This window comes from Halalkalibacter krulwichiae (assembly GCF_002109385.1).
Lineage (GTDB): Bacteria > Bacillota > Bacilli > Bacillales > Bacillaceae_D > Halalkalibacter > Halalkalibacter krulwichiae.
On sequence record NZ_CP020814.1, the window covers coordinates 137,245 to 152,374 of the forward strand.

Annotated in this window: 25 protein-coding genes and 1 pseudogene; 25 read left to right on the forward strand and 1 reads right to left on the reverse strand. The window is 40.6% G+C overall.

Translation table 11 applies throughout. From position 1 onward, the window contains the following. Positions 1–50: 50 nt before the first annotated feature. The 5 genes and pseudogenes from BkAM31D_RS00645 to tuf all read left to right on the forward strand — a co-directional run bounded on the left by BkAM31D_RS00645 (position 51) and on the right by tuf (position 4,790). Positions 51–299 carry a 50S ribosomal protein L7ae-like protein gene (locus BkAM31D_RS00645; protein ID WP_066159542.1) on the forward strand — a complete coding sequence of 83 codons (249 nt, stop codon included), beginning with the start codon at positions 51–53 and terminating at the stop codon, positions 297–299. Positions 300–411: 112 nt separating this feature from the next. Beyond that, a pseudogene (gene rpsL, locus BkAM31D_RS00650) lies at positions 412–830 on the forward strand (30S ribosomal protein S12). 29 nt (positions 831–859) lie between these two features. Beyond that, positions 860–1,330, forward strand: a complete 471-nt coding sequence (gene rpsG / locus BkAM31D_RS00655; protein ID WP_066159544.1) for a 30S ribosomal protein S7 — start codon at positions 860–862, stop codon at positions 1,328–1,330. Between the two features lie 51 nt (positions 1,331–1,381). Next, positions 1,382–3,460 carry an elongation factor G gene (fusA, locus tag BkAM31D_RS00660; protein WP_066159547.1) on the forward strand — a complete coding sequence of 693 codons (2,079 nt, stop codon included), beginning with the start codon at positions 1,382–1,384 and terminating at the stop codon, positions 3,458–3,460. A 139-nt stretch (positions 3,461–3,599) separates the two neighbouring features. Further along, on the forward strand, positions 3,600–4,790 hold the full coding sequence (gene tuf / locus BkAM31D_RS00665) for an elongation factor Tu (RefSeq protein ID WP_066159550.1): 1,191 nt from the start codon (positions 3,600–3,602) through the stop codon (positions 4,788–4,790). Between the two features lie 56 nt (positions 4,791–4,846). On the opposite strand, the gene BkAM31D_RS00670 is transcribed toward tuf, so the two are convergent. Then, on the reverse strand, positions 4,847–6,049 hold the full coding sequence (locus BkAM31D_RS00670; RefSeq protein WP_066159553.1) for an MFS transporter: 1,203 nt from the start codon (positions 6,047–6,049) through the stop codon (positions 4,847–4,849). Positions 6,050–6,370: 321 nt separating this feature from the next. Between BkAM31D_RS00670 and rpsJ the strand changes: the two genes are divergently transcribed. The 20 genes from rpsJ (at position 6,371) to rpmD (ending at position 15,128) form a co-directional block, all read left to right on the forward strand. Beyond that, complete coding sequence (gene rpsJ, locus BkAM31D_RS00675; RefSeq protein WP_017729599.1) at positions 6,371–6,679, forward strand: 30S ribosomal protein S10; 309 nt, start codon at positions 6,371–6,373, stop codon at positions 6,677–6,679. 87 nt (positions 6,680–6,766) lie between these two features. Then, the gene (gene rplC, locus BkAM31D_RS00680) at positions 6,767–7,396 is read left to right on the forward strand and encodes a 50S ribosomal protein L3 (RefSeq protein ID WP_066159556.1); all 630 of its coding nucleotides are present in this window, start codon (positions 6,767–6,769) and stop codon (positions 7,394–7,396) included. A gap of 25 nt (positions 7,397–7,421) precedes the next feature. Continuing rightward, positions 7,422–8,045 (forward strand): 50S ribosomal protein L4, encoded by a 624-nt coding sequence (rplD, locus tag BkAM31D_RS00685; protein ID WP_066159558.1) that lies wholly within the window; start codon positions 7,422–7,424, stop codon positions 8,043–8,045. Continuing rightward, positions 8,045–8,335, forward strand: coding sequence for a 50S ribosomal protein L23 (gene rplW / locus BkAM31D_RS00690; protein ID WP_066159561.1), 291 nt, complete (start codon positions 8,045–8,047; stop codon positions 8,333–8,335). Before rplD ends, rplW begins: the two co-directional genes overlap by 1 nt. A 27-nt stretch (positions 8,336–8,362) precedes the next feature. Then, the gene (gene rplB, locus BkAM31D_RS00695; RefSeq protein ID WP_066159564.1) at positions 8,363–9,193 is read left to right on the forward strand and encodes a 50S ribosomal protein L2; all 831 of its coding nucleotides are present in this window, start codon (positions 8,363–8,365) and stop codon (positions 9,191–9,193) included. A gap of 60 nt (positions 9,194–9,253) precedes the next feature. Continuing rightward, on the forward strand, positions 9,254–9,532 hold the full coding sequence (rpsS, locus tag BkAM31D_RS00700; protein WP_066159568.1) for a 30S ribosomal protein S19: 279 nt from the start codon (positions 9,254–9,256) through the stop codon (positions 9,530–9,532). Positions 9,533–9,560: 28 nt separating this feature from the next. Further along, entirely contained in the window at positions 9,561–9,902 is a 342-nt protein-coding gene (gene rplV / locus BkAM31D_RS00705; protein ID WP_066159571.1) for a 50S ribosomal protein L22, read from the forward strand. Between the two features lie 3 nt (positions 9,903–9,905). Next, complete coding sequence (gene rpsC, locus BkAM31D_RS00710; protein ID WP_066159574.1) at positions 9,906–10,565, forward strand: 30S ribosomal protein S3; 660 nt, start codon at positions 9,906–9,908, stop codon at positions 10,563–10,565. Positions 10,566–10,567: 2 nt separating this feature from the next. Continuing rightward, positions 10,568–11,002 (forward strand): 50S ribosomal protein L16, encoded by a 435-nt coding sequence (gene rplP, locus BkAM31D_RS00715; RefSeq protein ID WP_066159577.1) that lies wholly within the window; start codon positions 10,568–10,570, stop codon positions 11,000–11,002. Then, positions 10,992–11,195 carry a 50S ribosomal protein L29 gene (rpmC, locus tag BkAM31D_RS00720; protein WP_066159580.1) on the forward strand — a complete coding sequence of 68 codons (204 nt, stop codon included), beginning with the start codon at positions 10,992–10,994 and terminating at the stop codon, positions 11,193–11,195. The genes rplP and rpmC overlap by 11 nt, the downstream gene beginning before the upstream one ends. A gap of 17 nt (positions 11,196–11,212) precedes the next feature. Continuing rightward, positions 11,213–11,473 carry a 30S ribosomal protein S17 gene (gene rpsQ / locus BkAM31D_RS00725; RefSeq protein WP_066159583.1) on the forward strand — a complete coding sequence of 87 codons (261 nt, stop codon included), beginning with the start codon at positions 11,213–11,215 and terminating at the stop codon, positions 11,471–11,473. A 33-nt stretch (positions 11,474–11,506) separates the two neighbouring features. Continuing rightward, positions 11,507–11,875, forward strand: coding sequence for a 50S ribosomal protein L14 (gene rplN / locus BkAM31D_RS00730; RefSeq protein ID WP_066159585.1), 369 nt, complete (start codon positions 11,507–11,509; stop codon positions 11,873–11,875). A gap of 48 nt (positions 11,876–11,923) precedes the next feature. Then, on the forward strand, positions 11,924–12,235 hold the full coding sequence (gene rplX / locus BkAM31D_RS00735) for a 50S ribosomal protein L24 (protein WP_066159685.1): 312 nt from the start codon (positions 11,924–11,926) through the stop codon (positions 12,233–12,235). 25 nt (positions 12,236–12,260) lie between these two features. Then, a complete protein-coding gene (gene rplE / locus BkAM31D_RS00740; protein ID WP_066159588.1) occupies positions 12,261–12,800 on the forward strand; it encodes a 50S ribosomal protein L5 in 540 nt (179 codons plus the stop codon). A gap of 30 nt (positions 12,801–12,830) precedes the next feature. Next, positions 12,831–13,016: a type Z 30S ribosomal protein S14 gene (locus BkAM31D_RS00745; RefSeq protein ID WP_066159591.1), complete on the forward strand. Its 186-nt coding sequence runs from the start codon at positions 12,831–12,833 to the stop codon at positions 13,014–13,016. Between the two features lie 29 nt (positions 13,017–13,045). Further along, positions 13,046–13,444 carry a 30S ribosomal protein S8 gene (gene rpsH, locus BkAM31D_RS00750; protein ID WP_066159595.1) on the forward strand — a complete coding sequence of 133 codons (399 nt, stop codon included), beginning with the start codon at positions 13,046–13,048 and terminating at the stop codon, positions 13,442–13,444. A gap of 33 nt (positions 13,445–13,477) precedes the next feature. Further along, complete coding sequence (gene rplF, locus BkAM31D_RS00755; protein ID WP_066159598.1) at positions 13,478–14,014, forward strand: 50S ribosomal protein L6; 537 nt, start codon at positions 13,478–13,480, stop codon at positions 14,012–14,014. 30 nt (positions 14,015–14,044) lie between these two features. After that, on the forward strand, positions 14,045–14,404 hold the full coding sequence (gene rplR / locus BkAM31D_RS00760) for a 50S ribosomal protein L18 (RefSeq protein WP_066159601.1): 360 nt from the start codon (positions 14,045–14,047) through the stop codon (positions 14,402–14,404). 21 nt (positions 14,405–14,425) lie between these two features. Then, on the forward strand, positions 14,426–14,926 hold the full coding sequence (rpsE, locus tag BkAM31D_RS00765; protein ID WP_066159603.1) for a 30S ribosomal protein S5: 501 nt from the start codon (positions 14,426–14,428) through the stop codon (positions 14,924–14,926). A 13-nt stretch (positions 14,927–14,939) separates the two neighbouring features. After that, positions 14,940–15,128 (forward strand): 50S ribosomal protein L30, encoded by a 189-nt coding sequence (gene rpmD / locus BkAM31D_RS00770; RefSeq protein WP_066159606.1) that lies wholly within the window; start codon positions 14,940–14,942, stop codon positions 15,126–15,128. Positions 15,129–15,130 lie beyond the last annotated feature (2 nt).

Genomic DNA, 15,130 nt, shown 5'->3' on the forward strand with positions numbered 1-15,130 from the left:
TAATATATCCTAGTGTGCCTGAGAAAACCTGTTGCTTTGGAGGATGAATAATGTCTTATGATAAAGTGCTACAGGCAAAAGACCTAGTAATAGGTACGAAACAAACGCTTAAGGCGCTTGATGAAGGTCATGTTTCTGAGGTGATTATTGCTAAGGATGCTGAATTCCGAGTGATATACAAAGTTGAAGCATTAGCAAAAGCCAAGGACATACCACTTTTATATGTTGACTCGATGAAACAGCTTGGAAAAGCTTGTGGAATTGAAGTTGGCGCTGCCACTGTTGCTTTAAGGAAGTAAATAAATGTTTTTGCCACTCGGTGTGATCCGTTTGGCAAAAACTTTCCTTTTGCCAAAAGATGAACCACCAGGACCAGTGGTCTTAATTAACTGAATGAGAGGAGGAAATACAATGCCTACAATTAACCAATTAATTCGTAAAGGACGCGTTGCAAAAGTTAAGAAGTCAGATTCTCCTGCACTTAACAAAGGTTTTAACAGCTTCAAAAAGTCTCAAACAAACCTTTCTTCACCACAAAAGCGTGGAGTTTGTACTCGTGTTGGTACAATGACACCGAAGAAGCCGAACTCAGCTCTTCGTAAATATGCTCGTGTACGTTTAACGAACCAAATTGAAGTTACTGCTTACATCCCAGGTATCGGACACAACTTACAAGAACACAGTGTAGTTCTTATCCGTGGTGGACGTGTAAAAGACTTACCGGGGTACGTTACCATATCGTTCGTGGTGCTCTTGATACGGCTGGTGTTCAAAACCGTATGCAAGGTCGTTCTAAATATGGTACAAAGCGTCCAAAAGATAAAAAGTAATCTAACAATCGTTGAAAGGAGGGAAAATTATGCCTCGTAAAGGACCAGTCGCTCGTCGCGATGTATTACCAGATCCAATTTATAAGTCTAAGCTTGTTACACGTTTAATCAACCGTATTATGGAGGATGGAAAACGTGGTAAAGCACAAACAATTCTTTACAATGCATTTGAAATTGTAAAAGAACGCAGTGGAAATGATCCTATGGAAGTTTTCGATCAAGCGCTTAAGAACATTATGCCTGTTCTTGAAGTTAAAGCTCGTCGTGTCGGTGGTGCTAACTACCAAGTACCGATCGAAGTTAAGCCTGAGCGTCGTACTACTTTAGGTCTTCGTTGGTTAGTGAACTATTCACGTCTTCGTGGTGAGAAGACAATGGAAGAGCGTCTAGCTAATGAAATCTTAGATGCTGCAAATAACACAGGTGCTTCTGTTAAGAAGCGTGAAGATACACACAAAATGGCAGAAGCGAACAAAGCATTCGCTCACTACCGTTGGTAAAATTATAATCCTACTAAATAAATTGATTGAATCAGGAAGGAGAAATACCCTATGGCAAGAGAGTTCTCCTTGAAAGATACACGTAATATCGGTATCATGGCTCACATTGATGCCGGTAAAACAACAACAACTGAACGTGTACTTTTCTATACTGGACGTATCCACAAAATTGGTGAAACTCATGAAGGTGCATCTCAAATGGACTGGATGGCACAGGAACAAGAGCGTGGAATCACGATCACTTCTGCTGCTACAACAGCTGCATGGAAAGGTCACCGCATTAACATCATCGATACACCTGGACACGTAGACTTCACAGTTGAAGTAGAACGTTCATTACGTGTATTGGACGGAGCTGTAGCAGTACTTGATGCTCAATCTGGTGTTGAGCCTCAAACAGAAACAGTTTGGCGCCAAGCAACAACTTATGGTGTACCACGTGTTGTTTTCGTAAACAAAATGGACAAAACAGGTGCGGATTTCTTGTACTCTGTTGGTACACTTCGCGATCGTTTACAAGCGAACGCACATCCAATCCAATTACCGATTGGTGCTGAAGATAACTTCGAAGGTATCATTGATTTAATCGACATGGTTGCTTACTTCTATGAAGATGATCTTGGAACTCGTACAGATGCTAAAGAAATCCCTGCTGAATACAAGGATAAAGCTGAAGAGTTGCATAATGAACTTATTGAAGCAGTAGCTGAACTTGATGAAGAATTAATGATGAAGTACCTTGAGGGTGAAGAATTAACGAAGGAAGAAATTAAAGCTGCAATCCGTAAAGGAACTTGTAACGTTGAATTCTATCCTGTAATTTGTGGTTCGGCATTTAAGAACAAAGGTGTTCAACTTATGCTTGACGCTGTTCTTGACTACCTACCATCACCTGTTGATGTACCTGCAATCAAAGGTATTGTTCCTGGAACTGAAGAAGAAGTAACACGCGAATCTAGCGATGAAGGTCCTTTCTCTGCTTTAGCATTTAAAGTTATGACTGACCCTTATGTTGGAAAGCTTACATTCTTCCGTGTGTACTCTGGTACACTCGATTCGGGTTCATATGTTAGAAACTCAACAAAAGACAAGCGTGAGCGTATCGGACGTATCCTACAAATGCATGCAAACTCTCGTGAAGAGATCTCAACAGTTTACGCTGGGGATATCGCTGCTGCAGTAGGTTTGAAAGATACTACAACTGGAGATACTCTATGTGATGAAAAGAATCTTGTAATTCTTGAGTCTATGGAATTCCCAGAGCCAGTTATCTCTTTATCTGTTGAGCCGAAATCTAAGGCTGACCAAGATAAAATGGGTATGGCGCTTGCTAAGCTTGCAGAGGAAGATCCAACTTTCCGTACGGAGACTAACGAAGAAACTGGACAAACAATCATTTCTGGTATGGGTGAGCTTCACCTAGACATCATTGTTGACCGTATGAAGCGTGAGTTCAAAGTAGAAGCAAACGTTGGTGCGCCTCAAGTATCTTATCGTGAAACAATTCGTCAAACTGCACAAGTTGAAGGAAAATTCGTTCGTCAATCAGGTGGACGTGGACAATTTGGACACGTTTGGGTTGAGTTCTCTCCTAATGAAGAGGGCGCTGGATTTGAATTTGAAAATGCAGTTGTCGGTGGATCTGTTCCACGTGAGTACATCGGTTCAGTTGAACAAGGTATCGAAGAAGCACTTCAAAATGGTATGATCGCTGGTTACCCAGTTATCGATATCAAAGCGAAGTTGTACGACGGTTCATACCACGATGTCGATTCAAGTGAGATGGCGTTTAAGATTGCTGCATCAATGGCACTTAAAAACGCTAAATCAAAGTGTGCTCCTGTTTTACTTGAGCCACTAATGAAAGTTGAAGTTGTTGTACCTGAAGAGTACATGGGAGACGTAATGGGTGACGTTACAGCTCGTCGTGGACGCGTTGAAGGTATGGAAGCTCGTGGTAATGCTCAAATCGTTAAAGCATTTGTTCCACTTGCTGAAATGTTTGGTTATGCAACTTCACTTCGTTCTCGTACACAAGGACGCGGAACATACTCAATGGTATTTGATCATTATGAAGAAGTACCTAAGAGTGTTGCTGAAGAAATTATTAAAAAGCAAACTGGCCAATAATAATTTCGCTTAATAATTGTTTCGAGAATTAATTTGTTGTAAGCTAAGAAAGGTGTTATTCTTGTATGGGTATTACACCTTTCTTACCCATAAAAATACTTAATATATACTTATGTTCAATTAAGGGAGGAAATGAATAATGGCTAAAGAAAAATTCGACCGTTCCAAAACGCATGCCAATATTGGTACTATTGGACACGTTGACCACGGTAAAACAACTTTAACTGCTGCAATCACTACTGTACTTGCTAAGCGCTCTGGTAAAGGTAACGCAATGGCATATGACGCTATCGATGGTGCTCCAGAAGAGCGTGAGCGTGGAATCACTATCTCAACTGCACACGTTGAGTATGAAACTGACAACCGTCACTATGCACACGTTGACTGCCCAGGACACGCTGACTATGTTAAAAACATGATCACTGGTGCTGCACAAATGGATGGAGGTATCTTAGTAGTATCTGCTGCTGATGGTCCTATGCCACAAACTCGTGAGCACATCCTATTATCTCGTCAAGTAGGTGTACCTTACCTTGTTGTATTCTTAAACAAATGTGACATGGTAGACGACGAAGAACTTCTTGAGTTAGTAGAAATGGAAGTTCGTGACCTTCTTTCTGAGTATGACTTCCCTGGTGACGATGTTCCAGTTATCCAAGGTTCTGCTCTTAAAGCACTAGAAGGAGATGCTCAGTGGGAAGAAAAAATCATCGAGCTTATGGATGCTGTTGATAGCTACATCCCAACTCCAGAACGTGATAAAGAAAAGCCATTCATGATGCCAGTTGAGGATGTATTCTCAATCACTGGTCGTGGTACAGTTGCTACTGGTCGTGTTGAGCGTGGACAACTTAACGTTGGTGACACAATCGACATCATCGGTATCACTGAAGAGCCTAAGTCAACTACTTGTACTGGAGTAGAAATGTTCCGTAAGCTTCTTGACTATGCTGAAGCTGGAGACAACATCGGTGCACTTCTTCGTGGGGTTGCTCGTGATGAAGTACAACGTGGTCAAGTACTTGCTAAGCCAGGTACAATCACTCCACACACAAACTTCAAAGCTGAAGTTTATGTTCTTTCAAAAGAAGAAGGCGGACGTCACACGCCATTCTTTACTAACTACCGTCCTCAGTTCTACTTCCGTACAACTGACGTAACTGGAATTGTTCAACTTCCAGAAGGCGTTGAGATGGTAATGCCTGGAGACAACATCGAGATGACTGTTGAGCTTATCGCTCCAATCGCTATCGAAGAAGGTACTAAATTCTCTATCCGTGAGGGTGGACGTACTGTTGGTGCCGGCGTTGTTGCTTCAATCCAAAAATAATTAATGTATTGATAAGAACCACCTTGAATATTTCAAGGTGGTTCTTTTTTAGTATTTTATAGCGTTTTTTGCTCTCTCGTTGTTAATCTCGTTAGAGCAAGCATACATAAAGGTGCGAAGATCGTCATTATTCCAATTGTGGTAAAGGCAATTCCCCAGTTAAAACGGTCAAGAAGAATTCCAAAAAGTAAGGGAGCGAAAATGGTTGCGCCAAAACCCAGTACTGATTGTATTCCTAATGCAATACCTAATAGTTCAGGATCCGTTACCTCTGTAATTGCTGTGTTATAGATCGGCGAATCAGCTACAATTGCAAATCCATAAATGAAGGCTAGTAGAATCATGAGGGAAATCGGTATAAAAGTTAACCAACCAATCGATATTGTGCCTAATATACTAATGATTAGAAAGTAGGTAGCTGTTTGTGTTCGTCCAAACCGGTCAGATATAGTTCCACCAATGTAAGTTGCAATACCGCCAATGATAATAATAAATGCACCAAGTGCATTTCCTAATTGGATTGCTAACTGATTTTCATAACCGTTAGTTAAAAAATAAAAGACTAAAAAAGGTCCAATCCATGACCACATAGCATAAAGTTCCCAACAGTGTCCTGTATAACCAGCATTAATGAGTAAATTTCTTTTTTTAAACACACCTTTGGCCTTCTCAAATGTCAGTCTTTGACCCTCTAATCTCACAATAGGTGGAATTTTCACAAAGGAAATGATAATGGCTGCAATGAGACTTAAGAAAGAAGTAATACCAATAACACCTTTCCAGCCGAGTGTATTAATAAAGAGTGCAGAAATAAATAAAGAACTGCCTGAGCCAATAACTAATGACCCCACATATATACCTAAGGCCCGTCCTCTTTTTTCGGGAGGAAAAAGTTCAGCTACCATTTTCATACCAGGTACATAAATTCCTGCAACACCAATGCCGGACAGCGTACGTAGAAAAAGCGCAGACCAAAAACCATCAGCCCAGAAGGCAAAAGAAAGGCCTGCGACTCCTGCAAGACAAGCACCAAAGATAAAAGAATATTTAGGGTTATAAGCAGTTATTAAAAAACTATAAAAAATGACAGCTAAAACATAACCAATATGAAAGAACGCAAGAATTAGACCTGATTCACTAGCAGTTAAATTCCAAGCTTCTTCTATAACAGGAATAATAGAAGAGTAATTGAACCAAACTTGCATAACAAAAAATTGAGCAAGTGATAGTAACCAAAGAATTTGGTTTGAACGTTTCATTATAACCTCCGCTTCGTTTCTTTTATAATGTATAAGTTTAGCAGATAGAATGAATGTCAGCATTTACTAATGTATAGAAAGAATAAAAAGCGTTAAAGACATTGCTTTTTAATATAAAGGGCTATATAATAGAAAAAGTGTGATCAGCCGAATATTTCACTTGCGCTGTTTTGATAAAACGTGTATAATGTGGAATGTTGGTCATTGACAGCGATGATGCGGAAGGTTGCTGACACACCCGGCCCCATTGCCATGGCAGGGTGTAGGAAATTTTCGCGGAGTATGTCTGTTTATAAAATGGACGAAAAAGGAGGGGCTATAATGGCAAAGCAAAAGATTCGCATTCGTTTAAAAGCATACGATCATAGAGTTCTTGATCAGTCTGCAGAAAAGATTGTAGAAACAGCAAAACGTTCAGGTGCAAGTGTTTCGGGACCGATTCCACTTCCTACTGAAAAGTCTGTATACACGATCCTTCGTGCGGTTCACAAGTACAAAGATTCTCGTGAGCAGTTCGAAATGCGTACTCATAAACGCCTTATTGACATCGTGAATCCAACTCCACAAACAGTGGACGCGTTAATGCGTTTGGATTTACCATCTGGTGTCGATATCGAAATTAAGCTTTAATTTTAAATTAACCAATAAATAATGACTTTCATTATTATGATATGAAAATGGCAAACAAAATATGAATTATATTAGGAGGTGTAACGGATGACCAAAGGAATCTTAGGTAGAAAAATTGGCATGACACAAATCTTTGCTGAAAATGGTGAAGTAATCCCAGTAACAGTAATCGAAGCTGAACCAAACGTGGTACTTCAAAAGAAAACTGTTGACTCTGACGGTTACGAAGCAGTTCAAATCGGATTTGCTGACCAAAAGAAAGCAAACACAAACAAGCCAGCTGAAGGCCATGCTGCGAAAGCTAACACGGCTCCTAAGCGCTTCATCAAGGAAATCCGTAACGTAAATCTTGACGAGTATGAAGTAGGTCAAGAAGTTAAGGTAGATACATTTGCTGCAGGTGATGTAGTTGACGTAACAGGAACATCTAAAGGGAAAGGTTTCCAAGGTGCTATCAAGCGTCATAACCAATCTCGTGGACCAATGTCTCACGGTTCTCGTTACCACCGTCGCCCAGGTTCAATGGGTCCTGTTGCTCCTAACCGCGTTTTCAAAGGTAAATTATTACCTGGACGTATGGGTGGAGAAACAATTACAGTTCAAAACTTAGAAATCGTAAAAGTGGATGCTGAGCGTAATCTTCTTTTAGTTAAAGGAAATGTTCCTGGAGCTAAAAAGAGCTATGTAGAAATCCAAAGTGCGGTAAAAGTAAAATAAAGAATTTTAGAAAGGAGGACACATCATGCCGAAAGTAGCTTTATTTAACCAAACAGGTTCTCAAGTTGGAGACATCGAATTAGCTGATTCAGTGTTTGGTATTGAACCAAATACAAGTGTGCTTCATGACGCTGTAGTAATGCAACAAGCATCTCTTCGTCAAGGAACACATAAAACAAAAGGACGTTCTGAAGTACGTGGTGGTGGTCGTAAGCCATGGCGTCAAAAAGGAACTGGTCGTGCTCGTCAAGGATCGATCCGTTCACCACAATGGGTTGGTGGTGGAGTCGTATTCGGACCAACTCCTCGTAGCTATAGCTACAAGTTACCTAAAAAAGTTCGTCGCTTAGCTATTAAATCTGCTTTATCTAGCAAAGTTCAAGCGGAAGAAGTAGTAGTATTAGACAACCTATCATTTGAAGCACCTAAGACAAAAGAAATGGCTGCAGTTCTTTCAGGCCTTTCTGTTGATCGTAAGGCGTTAGTTGTAACTGCTGATTATAACGAAGCGGTTGCTCTTTCTGCGCGTAACCTACCAGGAGTAACATTCGTTACAGCTGAGAGTGTAAACGTGCTTGATGTGCTTAAGCATGATAAGCTTGTTATTACGAAAGATGCCGTTGAAAAGGTAGAGGAGGTGCTTGCGTAATGTCAAACGCTCGTGATATCATTAAGCGCCCTGTGATTACTGAACGTTCAACTGATCTAATGAGTGATAAAAGATATACATTCGAAGTGGATGTACGTGCTAATAAAACTCAAATCAAAGATGCAATTGAAGAAATCTTTGAAGTGAAAGTCGATAGAGTAAACACAATGAACTACAAAGGTAAATCAAAGCGTTTTGGTCGTTACACGGGTTACACAGCTCGTCGTAAAAAGGCTATCGTTACATTATCACCTGAGAGCAAAGAATTAGAGTTCTTTGAAGGTGTTTAATAAATAGTAGAGAAGGAGGGAACTTAAATGGCGATTAAGAAGTATAAACCGACCAGTGCCGGTCGTCGTGGAATGTCAGTTCTTGATTTCGCTGAAATCACAACTGATAAACCGGAAAAATCGTTACTTGCGCCTTTACACAAAAAAGGTGGACGTAACAACCAAGGTAAATTAACTGTACGTCATCAAGGTGGCGGACACAAACGTCAATACCGTGTGATTGACTTCAAACGTAACAAAGATGGTATTCCAGGCCGCGTTGCTACGATCGAATACGATCCAAACCGTTCTGCTAACATCGCATTAATCAACTATGTTGATGGTGAAAAACGTTACATCTTAGCTCCAAAAGGACTTAAAGTTGATATGATGATTGAGTCTGGTGCTAATGCGGATATCAAAGTTGGTAATGCATTACCACTTCAAAACATCCCAGTCGGTACTGTGATTCACAATATCGAACTCAAGCCTGGAAAAGGTGGACAATTAGTTCGTTCTGCTGGAACTGAAGCTCAGTTACTTGGTAAAGAAGGAGATTATGCTCTTGTTCGTTTGAACTCTGGTGAGACTCGCTATATCTTAGCTACTTGCCGTGCTACAATCGGTCAAGTTGGAAATCTTGAGCATGAACTAGTTAATATCGGTAAAGCGGGTCGTTCTCGTTGGTTAGGCAAACGCCCAACTGTTCGTGGATCTGTAATGAACCCGAATGATCACCCGCACGGTGGTGGTGAAGGCCGTTCTCCTATCGGACGTAAATCACCAATGTCACCTTGGGGTAAACCAACTCTTGGTTACAAAACTCGTAAGAAAAACAAAGCGTCTGACAAGTATATTGTACGTCGTCGTAAAAAATAACGGGATTGTACTGCGGTTCTCAAATAGAACCGTAGCTCAATCACGAAGGGAGGTTTTCTCATGGGTCGTAGTTTGAAAAAGGGACCTTTTGTCGATGATCATCTTATGAAGAAAGTTGAAGCAATGAACGAAACTGATGATAAGAGAGTTATCAAAACTTGGTCTCGTCGTTCAACGATTTTTCCTGAGTTCATTGGTCACACTATTGCTGTTTATGATGGCCGTAAGCACGTGCCTGTATACGTATCTGAGGACATGGTTGGTCACAAACTTGGTGAGTTCGCACCAACTCGTACGTATAAAGGTCATGCAGCTGATGATAAGAAAACAAGACGTTAAATTGTGAGTAAGAGAGGAGGTCAATCCTATGCAAGCTAAAGCAGTAGCAAAACAAGTTCGTATTGCTCCTCGTAAAGTTCGCTTGGTTATTGATTTGATTCGTGGTAAGCAAGTTGGTGAGGCGATCGCTATTTTACGTCACACACCTAAAGCTGCTTCACCAGTTGTGGAAAAGCTTTTAAACTCTGCAATCGCGAACGCAGAACATAACTATGAAATGGAGCCAAACAACCTTGTGATTAGTGAGGCTTTTGTTGATGAAGGTGTTACTTTGAAACGTTTCCGTCCACGTGCGATGGGTCGTGCAAGCCGTATTAACAAACGTACTAGTCATATTACATTAGTTGTAACAGAAAAGAAGGAGGGATAAAGCGTGGGTCAAAAAGTTAATCCGGTTGGACTTCGTGTTGGTGTCATTCGTGACTGGGAGTCAAAATGGTACGCTGATAAAGATTATGCAGATTTACTACACGAAGATATTAAAGTTCGTGAGTATATTGAAAAACGTTTAAAAGACGCTTCTGTCTCTAAAGTAGAGATCGAACGTGCTGCAAACCGTGTAAACATTACAATTTCTACTGCTAAGCCAGGAATGGTGATCGGAAAAGGCGGTTCAGAAGTTGAAGCGCTACGTAAAGCATTAAATGAATTAACAGGCAAGCGAGTTCACATCAACATCTTTGAAATCAAGCAAGCTGACCTTGATGCAAAGTTAGTTGCTGAAAACATTGCTCGTCAATTAGAAAATCGTATTTCGTTCCGCCGTGCTATGAAGCAAGCAATCCAACGTACAATGCGTGCAGGTGCTCAAGGTATTAAAACTCAAGTATCTGGTCGTCTTGGTGGTGCTGATATCGCTCGTGCAGAACATTATAGCGAAGGAACTGTTCCACTTCACACACTTCGTGCTGATATTGATTATGGTACAGCTGAAGCTGATACAACTTACGGTAAATTAGGTGTTAAAATCTGGATTTATCGTGGTGAAGTCCTTCCAACGAAAGGAACGAAAAAAGAGGAAGGAGGCAACTAATTATGTTAATGCCAAAACGTGTTAAATATCGTCGTGAACACCGTGGAAACATGCGCGGACGTGCGAAAGGCGGTACTGAAGTACATTTCGGTGAGTTCGGTTTACAAGCTACTGAAGCTTCTTGGATTACAAACCGTCAAATCGAATCTGCTCGTATTGCAATGACTCGTTACATGAAGCGTGGTGGTAAAGTTTGGATTAAGATTTTCCCTTCTAAACCATACACTGCTAAACCATTAGAAGTTCGAATGGGTTCTGGTAAAGGGGCACCTGAAGGATGGGTAGCTGTTGTCAAACCTGGTAAAGTAATGTTTGAAATTGCTGGTGTTTCAGAAGAAGTTGCTCGTGAAGCTTTACGTCTAGCTTCTCATAAATTACCGGTGAAATGTAAGTTTGTAAAACGCGAAGAAGTGGGTGGTGACGCAAATGAAAGCTAATGATATTCGTAACTTAACCACTGCTGAAATTGAGCAAAAAACGAAATCACTTAAAGAAGAATTATTTAACCTTCGCTTTCAACTAGCGACTGGTCAATTGGATAATCCAGCCCGTATTCGTGAAGTTCGTAAAGCAATTGCGCGTACGAAAACAGTATTGCGTGAACGTGAGCTTGGAATTAACAACGGCTAAAAAGGAGGTTTGCGAAAATGGAACGCAACCAACGTAAAGTTTACAGAGGACGTGTTGTTTCTGACAAGATGGATAAAACGATTTCTGTTCTTGTTGAAACTTATAAAAAAGATCGTCTTTACGGCAAGCGTGTTAAGTACTCTAAAAAGTACAAAGCCCATGATGAAAACAATAGCGCCAAAATCGGCGATATCGTAGAAATTATGGAAACTCGTCCGCTATCAAAAGACAAACGTTTCCGCTTAGTTGAAATTGTAGAAGAAGCGGTAATTATCTAATAGAATTCCTGATCTGAAGGGAGGTAAGTTTGTATGATTCAACAAGAATCCCGTTTAAAAGTTGCAGATAACTCTGGTGCTCGTGAGGTACTTTGTATCAAAGTTTTAGGTGGATCTGGTCGTAAAACAGCTAATATTGGTGATGTAATTGTTTGTTCGGTAAAACAAGCAACACCAGGTGGCGTTGTCAAGAAAGGTGACGTTGTTAAAGCTGTTATCGTACGTACGAAGAGCGGAGCTCGTCGTAACGATGGTTCATATATTAAGTTTGATGAAAATGCTGCTGTTATCATCCGTGATGACAAGAGCCCTCGTGGAACTCGTATTTTCGGACCTGTTGCTCGTGAACTTCGTGAAAACCAATTCATGAAAATTGTTTCTCTTGCTCCAGAAGTTCTTTAATAGAAGATTATCGAAAGGCCCTGTTAAGGAGGTGCGAACATGGCAAAGATGCATGTCAAAAAAGGTGACACAGTAAAAGTCATCTCTGGAAAAGATAAAGGGAAACAAGGTGTAATCCTTGAGGCATTCCCGAAGAAGAATCGTGTACTTGTTGAAGGTGTTAACATCGTGAAGAAACATGCTAAACCTTCTCAAGATAATCCACAAGGTGGAATCTTGAATATCGAAGCACCTATTCATTCTTCCAACGTTATGCCTATCGACCCTAAGTCTGGCGAACCAACTCGTGTAGGTTATAAAGTAGAGAACGGTAAAAAGGTACGTATTGCTAAGAAGTCTGGCGAAGCTTTAGATAAGTAGTCAGGTGTGAAAGGAGGTCAATCGCATGAGTCGATTAAAAGAAAAGTATTCAAGTGAAATCGTTCCTTCTCTAGTTGAGAAGTTTAACTATTCATCTGTAATGGCTGTGCCTAAGCTTGAAAAAATCGTTGTTAACATGGGTGTTGGTGACGCTGTTTCAAACGCGAAAGCATTAGATAAAGCTGTTGAAGAACTAGCTACTATTACAGGTCAAAAGCCTTTAGTTACTAAAGCAAAGAAATCTATCGCAGGATTCAAATTACGTGAAGGTATGCCAATCGGAGCTAAAGTTACACTACGTGGCGAGCGTATGTTTGAATTTCTTGATAAATTAATTACTGTATCACTTCCGCGTGTACGTGACTTCCGTGGTGTTTCTAAAAAAGCATTTGACGGTCGCGGTAACTACACACTAGGTGTTAAAGAGCAATTAATTTTCCCTGAGATTGATTATGATAAAGTTGATAAAGTTCGTGGAATGGACATTGTTCTTGTAACAACTGCTAAAACGGACGAAGAAGCACGTGAACTATTAACTCAAATGGGAATGCCATTTCAAAAATAATCAAAGTCGTATCGAAGAGGAGGGAAAACGTTGGCGAAGAAATCTATGATTGCAAAGCAAAAACGCACACAAAAGTATAAAGTACAAGAATATACTCGTTGTGAACGTTGCGGTCGTCCTCATTCAGTTTTGCGTAAGTTTAAACTTTGCAGAATTTGCTTCAGAGAACTTGCTTACAAAGGGCAAATTCCTGGTGTGAAAAAAGCTAGTTGGTAATCCCAAGAACGGGAAGGAGGTAAATAATAATGGTCATGACAGATCCAATTGCAGATATGCTTACTCGTATTCGTAATGCAAATACAGTACGCCACGAGAAATTAGAATTGCCTGCTTCAAAGGTGAAGAAGGAAATCGCAGAAATTCTTAAGCGTGAAGGTTTCATCCGTGATTACGAGTACATCGAAGATAATAAGCAAGGTGTAATCCGCATCTTCTTAAAATATGGTACTACAAATGAGCGTGTTATTACAGGTCTTAAACGTATTTCGAAGCCTGGACTACGCGTATATGCAAAAGCTAACGAACTTCCAAGAGTTCTAGGTGGATTAGGTATTGCATTAGTTTCAACATCGAATGGTGTAATGACAGATAAGGATGCACGTCAACAACAAGTGGGCGGCGAAGTATTAGCGTACGTTTGGTAATACAATCCTTAAAATGAACGGAGGTGTACAAGAATGTCTCGTATTGGTAAAAAACCAGTAGAAGTTCCAAGTGGAGTTACATTAACTCTAGATGGTACTTTACTTACTGTTAAAGGTCCTAAAGGTGAGCTTAAGCGTAACCTTCACGAGGATATGAAAATTGTAATCGAGGATAACCTAGTTACGGTTGAACGTCCTTCTGACAACAAGTTACACCGTGCACTACACGGTACAACTCGTAGTTTGATTAATAACATGGTTGAGGGTGTAACAAAAGGTTTCGAACGTGGATTAGAGCTAATCGGTGTCGGTTACCGTGCTACTAAATCTGGTCAAAAGCTTGTTCTTAACGTTGGTTACTCTCACCCAGTTGAGATCACTCCTGAACAAGGAATTGAGATTGAAGTTCCTTCTAACACTAAAGTAGTTGTTAAAGGTATTGATAAAGAGCGTGTTGGTGCTGTAGCATCTAACATCCGTTCTGTACGTTTACCAGAGCCTTACAAAGGTAAAGGTATCCGTTATGAAGGCGAATATGTTCGTCGTAAAGAAGGTAAAACAGGTAAATAATCACTAACTCACGGAAAGGAATGACGTTCAATGATTACGAAACGTAGCAAAAGCGTAGCTCGTAAAAAGCGCCATGCACATGTTCGTCGTACGATTACAGGAACACCTGAACGTCCTCGCCTAAATGTTTTCCGTTCATCTAAACACATCTACGCTCAATTAATTGATGATGTAAATGGTGTTACTCTTGCTTCTGCTTCTACTCTTGACTCAGAGGTAGCTGCAGATGCAACGAAAAAAGATGCGGCAAAAGCTGTAGGTGAACTCGTAGCTAAACGTGCGATCGAAAATGGACATAAAGTAGTTGTATTTGACCGTGGTGGTTATGTGTATCACGGAAGAGTAGCAACACTTGCTGATGCAGCTCGCGAAGCTGGATTGCAATTCTAAAGAAAAAAGGAGGGAAAACGAATGCGTCGTATTGACCCTAATACGTTGGAACTTGAAGAAAGAGTAGTAGCTGTCAATCGTGTTGCTAAAGTAGTTAAAGGTGGACGTCGTTTCCGCTTTGCTGCATTAGTTGTAGTTGGCGATAAAAATGGCCACGTTGGATTCGGTATGGGTAAAGCTCAAGAAGTACCAGAAGCGATCCGCAAGGCAGTAGAAGATGCAAAGAAAAACCTTATTGAAGTACCAGTTGTTGGTACAACAATTCCACATGAGATTGTTGGACACTTTGGTGCTGGTCGCGTTCTATTAAAGAATGCATCAGAAGGTACTGGAGTTATCGCTGGTGGACCAGTTCGTGCGGTATTAGAACTAGCTGGTGTTAATGATATTTTATCAAAATCTCTAGGTTCAAATAACCCAATCAACATGGTTCGTGCAACTATGGAAGGATTAAAGGGTTTAAAACGTGCTGAAGAGGTTGCAAAACTTCGCGGCAAATCCGTGGAAGAACTGTTAGGTTAAGGAGGGAAAGTAAATGGCTAAGAAATTAGAAATTACCCTCACTCGTAGTCTTATCGGGCGCCCGGAAGACCAACGCGTTACTGTGAATACACTTGGTCTACGTAAGATGCACCAAACTGTTGTTCAACAAGACAACGCTGCGATCCGCGGTATGGTAAACAAGGTATCTCACCTTGTAACTGTAAAAGAAATCGAAGCTTAATA

What these genes read in the sequence shown, in the direction of transcription:
- rplV (WP_066159571.1), top strand. Translation starts at nt 9,561, where the DNA reads ATGCAAGCTAAAGCAGTAGCAAAACAAGTTCGTATTGCTCCTCGTAAA.
- rplC (WP_066159556.1), top strand. Translation starts at nt 6,767, where the DNA reads ATGACCAAAGGAATCTTAGGTAGAAAAATTGGCATGACACAAATCTTT.
- rpsS (WP_066159568.1), top strand. Translation starts at nt 9,254, where the DNA reads ATGGGTCGTAGTTTGAAAAAGGGACCTTTTGTCGATGATCATCTTATG.
- BkAM31D_RS00645 (WP_066159542.1), top strand. Translation starts at nt 51, where the DNA reads ATGTCTTATGATAAAGTGCTACAGGCAAAAGACCTAGTAATAGGTACG.
- rplW (WP_066159561.1), top strand. Translation starts at nt 8,045, where the DNA reads ATGTCAAACGCTCGTGATATCATTAAGCGCCCTGTGATTACTGAACGT.
- rpsE (WP_066159603.1), top strand. Translation starts at nt 14,426, where the DNA reads ATGCGTCGTATTGACCCTAATACGTTGGAACTTGAAGAAAGAGTAGTA.
- rpmC (WP_066159580.1), top strand. Translation starts at nt 10,992, where the DNA reads ATGAAAGCTAATGATATTCGTAACTTAACCACTGCTGAAATTGAGCAA.
- rplN (WP_066159585.1), top strand. Translation starts at nt 11,507, where the DNA reads ATGATTCAACAAGAATCCCGTTTAAAAGTTGCAGATAACTCTGGTGCT.
- rpsJ (WP_017729599.1), top strand. Translation starts at nt 6,371, where the DNA reads ATGGCAAAGCAAAAGATTCGCATTCGTTTAAAAGCATACGATCATAGA.
- BkAM31D_RS00670 (WP_066159553.1), bottom strand. Translation starts at nt 6,049, where the DNA reads ATGAAACGTTCAAACCAAATTCTTTGGTTACTATCACTTGCTCAATTT.
- rplP (WP_066159577.1), top strand. Translation starts at nt 10,568, where the DNA reads ATGTTAATGCCAAAACGTGTTAAATATCGTCGTGAACACCGTGGAAAC.
- rpsQ (WP_066159583.1), top strand. Translation starts at nt 11,213, where the DNA reads ATGGAACGCAACCAACGTAAAGTTTACAGAGGACGTGTTGTTTCTGAC.
- rpsH (WP_066159595.1), top strand. Translation starts at nt 13,046, where the DNA reads ATGGTCATGACAGATCCAATTGCAGATATGCTTACTCGTATTCGTAAT.
- rplR (WP_066159601.1), top strand. Translation starts at nt 14,045, where the DNA reads ATGATTACGAAACGTAGCAAAAGCGTAGCTCGTAAAAAGCGCCATGCA.
- rpmD (WP_066159606.1), top strand. Translation starts at nt 14,940, where the DNA reads ATGGCTAAGAAATTAGAAATTACCCTCACTCGTAGTCTTATCGGGCGC.
- fusA (WP_066159547.1), top strand. Translation starts at nt 1,382, where the DNA reads ATGGCAAGAGAGTTCTCCTTGAAAGATACACGTAATATCGGTATCATG.
- rplF (WP_066159598.1), top strand. Translation starts at nt 13,478, where the DNA reads ATGTCTCGTATTGGTAAAAAACCAGTAGAAGTTCCAAGTGGAGTTACA.
- rplB (WP_066159564.1), top strand. Translation starts at nt 8,363, where the DNA reads ATGGCGATTAAGAAGTATAAACCGACCAGTGCCGGTCGTCGTGGAATG.
- rplX (WP_066159685.1), top strand. Translation starts at nt 11,924, where the DNA reads ATGCATGTCAAAAAAGGTGACACAGTAAAAGTCATCTCTGGAAAAGAT.
- tuf (WP_066159550.1), top strand. Translation starts at nt 3,600, where the DNA reads ATGGCTAAAGAAAAATTCGACCGTTCCAAAACGCATGCCAATATTGGT.
- rplE (WP_066159588.1), top strand. Translation starts at nt 12,261, where the DNA reads ATGAGTCGATTAAAAGAAAAGTATTCAAGTGAAATCGTTCCTTCTCTA.
- rplD (WP_066159558.1), top strand. Translation starts at nt 7,422, where the DNA reads ATGCCGAAAGTAGCTTTATTTAACCAAACAGGTTCTCAAGTTGGAGAC.
- rpsG (WP_066159544.1), top strand. Translation starts at nt 860, where the DNA reads ATGCCTCGTAAAGGACCAGTCGCTCGTCGCGATGTATTACCAGATCCA.